General features: G+C 72.8%; 2 protein-coding genes. Both read right to left on the bottom strand.

The features are described from left to right. Nucleotides 1-3,572, bottom strand: a 3,572-nt coding sequence (locus tag AB0I68_RS38085; protein WP_363182025.1) for a type I polyketide synthase, incomplete at its 3' end; no start/stop codon positions are given. Next, the gene (locus tag AB0I68_RS38080; protein ID WP_363182024.1) at nucleotides 3,569-5,902 is read right to left on the bottom strand and encodes an MMPL family transporter; all 2,334 of its coding nucleotides are present in this window, start codon (nucleotides 5,900-5,902) and stop codon (nucleotides 3,569-3,571) included. The genes AB0I68_RS38085 and AB0I68_RS38080, both read right to left, overlap by 4 nt. Nucleotides 5,903-6,323: the final 421 nt, after the last annotated feature.

Genomic DNA, 6,323 nt, shown 5'->3' with positions numbered 1-6,323 from the left:
GGGGGGTCGCGCTCGTTTTCGTTTCTGTTGGTCGTGTGTGGGGGGGGGGGCGGGGGGGGGGGGGGGGCGCCCGCCCCCCCCCCCCGCCCGCCCCCGCCCCCCCCCCCCCCGGACGGTGGGGCCGTGGGCAGGCCGGCGGGCGGCGATGGCGGGGCTTCGTCGCCGTGGTCGGCGCGCTGTCCGGGGACGGCTGCCGGTGCGGCGTCCGCGGAGCCGTTCGCGATCGACGCGGCGATCCTCCCCACGGTCGGCCTGTCGGCCGTCCTTTCGTCGAACGTCCACTGCGGCCACTGCCGGTGGAGGGAAGTGAACAGGTCGGTCAGCATCAGGGAGTCGAAGCCGAGATCGTCGATCAGCAGCTGGTCGCCCCGCAGATGGTCCACCGGGAACGCGCTGATCCGGGCTATGTGCGCGAGCACGGCGTCGGTGACCTCGCCGATGTCCCCGGTCGCCGAAGGCTCCTCGCCGCCCGGCGTGCGAGAAGCGGGCGAGTCGGCGGGGACAGCGGGGGCCGGGGTGGCAGGGCCGGCCGGGGAGGCGGGCACGGGTGCGGGTCCGGCCGTCGAAGGAGCGGCGGGCTGCGCGGCGGGGCCCTGCGCGGGGAGCGCCTCGGTGAGGCGGCCGAGCAGCGTCACCTGCTGCTGGACCAGTCGGCGCAGTTCGTTCACCGGGTCGTTCGTCAGTTCGTTCACCGGGTCGTCCATCGGGGCCTTCAGCGAGGTCTCCTCCTGCGGTGCGGGCTGAGGCGGGAGGGAGGTGGCGGAGCTGTACTGCTGCGCGGGGTGCCCGCCCCGCACCCAGTACGACTGGGTGTCGTCGAGCCTCGCCACCGGCAGGTCCAGCAGACGCCGGTCTTCCTCGGGAACCAGGGCGCGCGGGTCGACGGGGGCGCCCAGGACCGCGAGCCGGGCGAGGGCCCGAACGAAGCCATGTCCGCCGTCCGGCGCCGCCTCTGCGGCGGGGACGACGTGGACGTCGCCGTGGCCGGTGAGGTTGCGGCGGACCGAGGTGAGGAGCGAGCCGCCGCCGGTGACCTGGAGGAAGACGCGGGCCCCCTGGTCATAGGCGGTCCGGACGGCATCGCCGAAGCGGACCGGCGCGGACGCGTGACGGGCCCACAGCTCGCGCAGTCGGTCGGCGTCGGTGCAGACCGCCGCGTCGACGGACGAGACGAACGGCAGGACGGGGCTGCTGATGCGGCGGTCGGCGAGGTACGCGCCCAAGGTCTCGTCGGCCGAGGCGAACCGCGGCGAGTGGAAGGCGCCCGACACCTCGAGAGCCATCGTGACGACCCCGGCGCCGGCACACGCGCGCCGCAGGACGGCGAGCCCGCGCAGCGAGCCGCTGACCACGACCTGCCGCGGCTGGTTGAAGCAGGCGAGCCACACGTCGCCGATGCCGTCCATGAGCCGACGGCAGGTCTCCTCGTCACTCTGCACGGCGAGCATCCCGCCCCGGGAGCCGGTTTCGGCCTGCCGGAGGGCTGCGCCCCGGCGGGCCAGCAGCCGGACGGCGCCCTCGTCGGTGAGCGCTCCGGCCGCGGCGGCCGCGGCGAACTCTCCGGCGCTGTGGCCGAGCGCGAGGTCGGGCGTGATGCCGCAGTCGGCGAGGAGACGGGTGGCGGCGATCTGGACGGTGCCGAGCAGTGGCTGGCACACATCGGTGGCGGCGAGCCGCTGCCTGAGCGCCGCGTCGTCGCCCCGGGCGGTCGCCGCCTCGCCGTACAGCAGATCGGCGAGGTCGAAGCCGGTGTCCCGCCGGGCCACGGCGCCGAGGGCGTCGACGGCCCCCCGGAAGCCGGTGAACCGCTCGTAGAGGTCCTGCATCATGCCCGGCCGCTGACTGCCCTGACCGGGGAAGAGGAAGGCGATGCGGCGCTGCGCGGACGGCAGGGGAGCGTCGGCCGCGAAGGCGTCGTCGCCGAGGTCGCCGCGGGCGCCGTCGGCGAGCTGCCGGCGGGCGTGGCGCAGCCGGTGGGTGAATCCGTCGGTGTCAGCGGCGACGATCGCGAGCCGGGCGGTCAGCGGCTCACGTGAGCCCAGGGTGTGGGCCACGGCGGCCAGCGGCGCGCGGTCCGCCGTGTCGAGTGCGTCGAGAACGTCGCCGATGTGCTGGTCCAGCAGCTCAGGGTTGCCGGCCGAGAGCAGGACGAGCCGAGGTCCGGTGGCTTCGGCGCGTTCCGAGGGGCGGCCGGGGGCCGGGGCGGGCTGCTCCTCCAGAACCACATGGACGTTCGTGCCGCCGAAACCGAACGAGCTGACCGCGGCACGCCGAGGGGTGCCCGCGCCCGGAAAGGGCCGTGCGGTGTCGGCGAAGCGCAGGCCCGCGGCGGAGATGCCCAGGTCCGGATGCGGCGTGGACACCGGCTGCGGCACGATCGTGCGGTGGTGGACGACCAGGGCCGTCTTGATCAGCCCCGCGATGCCCGCCGCGGACAGGGAGTGCCCGATGAGGGCCTTGCCCGACGCGAGGTAGCACAGTGCGGGGTCGTCGTCGGGGTACTCGGTGCGCAGCCGGCGCAGCGCCTCCACCTCGGCACGGTCGCCGACGGCGGTGCCGGTGCCGTGGGCCTCCAGGAACCCCACGGAGGAAGGGGGAACCCCCGCGTCGTCGTAGGCCCGGAGCATGGCGCGCAGCTGGCCTTCGGCGGTCGGGGCCAGCGGCCCGGGAGACGCGCCGTCGTTGGCCGAGCCGATGCCCTTGACCACTGCGTAGACGCGGTCGCCGTCGGCGAGCGCGTCGGCAAGCGGCCGTATGACGACGGCACCGGCGCCTTCACCGAGGACGAAGCCGTCGGCCGCCTCGTCGAACGGGCGGCAGACTCCGGTGGCGGACAGCGCGCGGAGCTTGGAGAAGCCGACCAGGCTGTCGGGGGTGAGGCTGAGGTAGACGCCGCCGACGACGGCGATCCGGCAGGTGCCCTGGCGCAGGTGGGCGATCGCCTGGTCGAGGGCGACCAGTGAGCCGGAGCATGCGGAGTCGACGGCGAAACTCGGGCCGCCGAGGTCGAACTGCCGGCTGACGGTGCCGGACGCCATGTTGAGGAGGCTCCCGGGCAGGGTGAAGGAATGCATGGCGCCGAGCTGTCGTGCCTGCTCCCTGGCGGCGTCGAAGCCGCCGGGGTGGTCCGCTGCGTGCGCCGCGTCGGCCAGGGCGAGGGCCCGGAGGGGGGCTGCCATGAGGTCCTTGTAGTCGGACACCGACATTCCGATGAAGACCCCGGTGTTCTCGCGGTCGAAGTCCCCGCGGCCCAGCCCCGCGTCGTCGAGGGCCTCGCGGGCGACGTCGAGCATCAGCCGGTGCTGCGGGTCCATCGCCCGGGCGCGAGCCGGGGGCACCCCGTAGTGCAGGGCGTCGAAGCGGTCCACGGCGTCCAGGAAGGCGACCTGGTCGGTGTACGCGGCATGGGGAGCCGACGGGTCGCCGGGTGCGTGGAAGCTCTCGTGGTTCCAGCGTTCCGCCGGGACGGTGGAGAACTGGCGTTCCCCGCTCAGCAGGAGCTTCCAGTAGGCGTGGAGGTTGGGGGCGCCGGGAAAGCGGCAGCCGAGTCCGGTGATGGCGATGTCGGTCATGACGGGTCTTCTTCCTTTGCGTGGTGCCCTGCGCGGACTGCGACCAAGGCGGCGGGGACGGGGTGTGCACCGGGGTGGTCAGCGGCGCGAGGGGGCGGGGGTACGGAAGGCGGCGCGGACCGGAAGGCACCCCTCCCGGCGGTGGCCGGGGGAGGACGGGACGCCGGATGCGGCACCTTGCGCCTCAGCGGCCACGGGGCCCACCAGTTCAGGCCACCCGCCAGGCGCATGAGCGCCGGTACGAGGACGCCCCGCACGAGCGTGGCGTCGAGGAGGACGCCGAGGGCTGCGCCGATTCCGAAGAACTGCAGGAGGGAGACCTGGGAGGTGCCGAAGCTCAGGAGGGTGAACGCGAGGAGGGAACCGGCGGTCGTGACGATGCCGCCCGTGTGGGCGATGCCGGAGATGATCGAGCCGGCATTGTCCTGCCCGGCGTCGTGCGCCTCCTTGATCCGCGCGAGGACGAACACCTCGTAGTCCACCGAGAGCCCGAAGACGATGCAGAAGAGCAGCACCGGCATGGTCGTGCTCAGGGGTCCGGGCGTGAAATGGAGCAGGTGCTGCAGGTGGCCCGTCTGGAAGATCCACACCATGGCTCCGAGTACGGCCGCGAGGCTCAGTGCGTTCAGCGCGATCGCCTTCAGGGGCAGCAGCAGGCTGCGCGTGAAGCCGAGCAGCAGCACGAACGTGGTGAGGGCGATCAGGGAGAGCGCCAGCGGGATCCGCTCGCCCACCGTGGCCTTGGCGTCGACCAGTACCGCGCTCGGTCCGCCGACGAGGACGTCGGTGCCCGCCGGGGCGGGAATCGCGCGGACGTCGTGCACGAGCTGCTGGGCAGCGCGCGACTGGGGGTCCACCAGCGGCACCACGGAGAACCGGGCCGAGCCGTCGACGGCGGACCTGGCCACGGACCCGGCGGAGCCGGAGACCGCTGCCTGCGCGCCGTGCCGGAAGCTTCCGCCGGGCCCCACGACCCGGGCGACCTGCGGGAGCGCGGACAGCCGGCGGGCGTAGTCCTGCTGTGCCGGCGGTGACGCCGTACCCGTCATGACGACCGTGAGCGCGCTCGGGCCGTTCCTGTCGAACGCACCGCGCACCAGGTCCCCGGTCTGCCGGCTGGACGCGCTCACCGGCAGCGCCCGCTCGTCGGGGGTGGCGAAACCGGCATGGGCGAACGGCTCGGCGAGGACCACGAGCAGGCCGATCACCGGCAGCGCCGCGAGCAGCGGGCGGCGTACGACGATCCGCGCCAGCCCGTGCCAGAAGCGTGACTCCGAGCCGGAGTGGGCCCGGTGGCGCCACGGCACGGGCCAGGCGTTCACCCGCGTTCCGAGCAGTGTGAGCAGAGCCGGCAGTACGGTGACGGCGCTCACCGCGGCGATGGCCACCACGGCGATGCCCGCGTAGGCGAACGAGCGCAGGAAGTAAGGCGGGAAGACCAGGAGCGTCGCGAGCGCGGCAGAGACCGTCGCGGCGCTGAAGAGGATCGTGTGGCCGGCGGTGCGCACGGTCCGTACTGCGGCATCGCGCGGACTGTGTCCGTCGGCGAGCTCCTCGCGGAACCGCGACACGATCAGCAGCCCGTAGTCGATGCCCAGCCCCAGGCCGAGTGCCGTGGTGAGGTTCAGTGCGAAGACGGACACATCGGTAACGGCACCGAGGAAGCTCAGGACCAGCAGCGTCCCGGCGATGGCCAGCACCCCTATCAGCAGGGGCAGAGCAGCAGCCACCACACTGCCGAACACCAGAACCAGCAGGATCAGGGTTCCCGGCAGGACGACGGACTCGGCCCGCTTCAGGTCGGACTCCGAGATGTCCTGGAGCTCGGCGTCGATGAGCGCCGGTCCTCCCACGTGCACCCTGAGGGCCGTCGTGAAAGCCGCCGGGGTGGTCAGCTCCTCGCTCAGCCGCTTGACGCGCGCTCCGAGCTGCTCCCCCTCGCCGTCCACGTGCGCGACGAGCATGGCTGCGTGGCCGTCCCGGCTGCGCAGCTCTGCCGCGCTGCCGGTCCAGTACGAGGTCACGGCGCTCACGTGCGGTTGTGCACGGAGGCGTCCGGTCAGGGCCTCGCCCGCGCTCCGGGCTGCCGGGTCGTCGACGGAACCGCCGCGGGCCTGCGCGACGACGACCAGGTTGGGGGACGCCCCCAGGTACTCGGCCGCCACGCGGGCGGCGCGGCTGGACTCGGATCGCGGATCGTCGTATCCCTGCGTCTTCAGCCGGCCGGTCGATTCGGCACCGAACACGGCGGACAGCACGAGGAACACAAGTGCGGCGAAGAGAATGAGCCGGGGACGGCGGGTCACGAGGAACCCTGCGCGACGAGACATGAATGCCTCCGATCCGGATGGTGTTTCGCTCCTGCTCTTGAGCAGGACGGTCGATTTTCACCGTGCCGGGAGGAGGGATGGGGCCATAGCCCCGGCTATTCGTTACTTGACAGGAGCCGATACGGAAGAAGTCGGGGCGTCGGGCGTGTCGGCCCGGATCCGGTCCCGTGTCGATGTGCTGCCGGACGAGACGAACCCGCTATCAAGATCGGTTCTCGGCGTCAAGTCACGTGTTCGAGTGGCGTGACGCACGTTCTCTCGCAGGGTTTATTTGGAGTACGTCCTCACCGGGGAACTCCCGGAGACGGTTACAAGCCCCCTTCTTTTGACACCGAATGGAGAATTCTCATGTCTGAGCGTTTTTGGACCCGTCGTATCGTCCTGGCCGGAGCTTCCGTCGCACTGGTCGGTGGTGGCATCG

The organism is Streptomyces sp. NPDC050448, from assembly GCF_040655295.1.
Lineage (GTDB): Bacteria > Actinomycetota > Actinomycetes > Streptomycetales > Streptomycetaceae > Streptomyces.
This window is presented reverse-complemented; position numbering and strand designations above follow the sequence as displayed.

Bases quoted from the DNA above. Each gene is read 5' to 3' on its own strand.
- AB0I68_RS38080 (WP_363182024.1), bottom strand. From the start codon at position 5,902: ATGTCTCGTCGCGCAGGGTTCCTCGTGACCCGCCGTCCCCGGCTCATT.